General features: G+C 59.8%; 1 protein-coding gene. It reads right to left on the bottom strand.

Going from position 1 to position 261, the window contains the following annotated elements; genetic code table 11:
* Positions 1–261 (bottom strand): hypothetical protein (locus SB679_RS24890; protein ID WP_410704976.1); only part of this gene is annotated, 261 nt, incomplete at both ends.

Below are 261 nucleotides of genomic sequence, written 5' to 3'. Positions count from 1 at the left end.
AGGTAGACCTTGCCGCGGTTATCACGCTCATCGAACGTAATCCAATTCTTGCCGCTCGGGTCAAGGCGCTTTCCCTGCGTAGGCGTCCATCCGGTTCCCGCCCGACCAGCGTGCTTCTCCGCGCCGATCAGCAGATCGGCGAGCTTCGGGATGCTGTACGGCTGCTGTGTGACCTCGTTGACGATATCGATCAGCGTCTTCAGCTTGGCGTGCCCGGTCTGGTTGCAGCCGTCTGTTTCGTAAAGGCTGTATGGACTGTCG

Source organism: Chryseobacterium sp. SIMBA_029 (assembly GCF_046535275.1).
Taxonomy (GTDB): domain Bacteria; phylum Bacteroidota; class Bacteroidia; order Flavobacteriales; family Weeksellaceae; genus Chryseobacterium.
The sequence above is the reverse complement of the archived record's forward strand: the minus strand, read 5'-3'. Positions and strand labels throughout refer to the sequence as shown.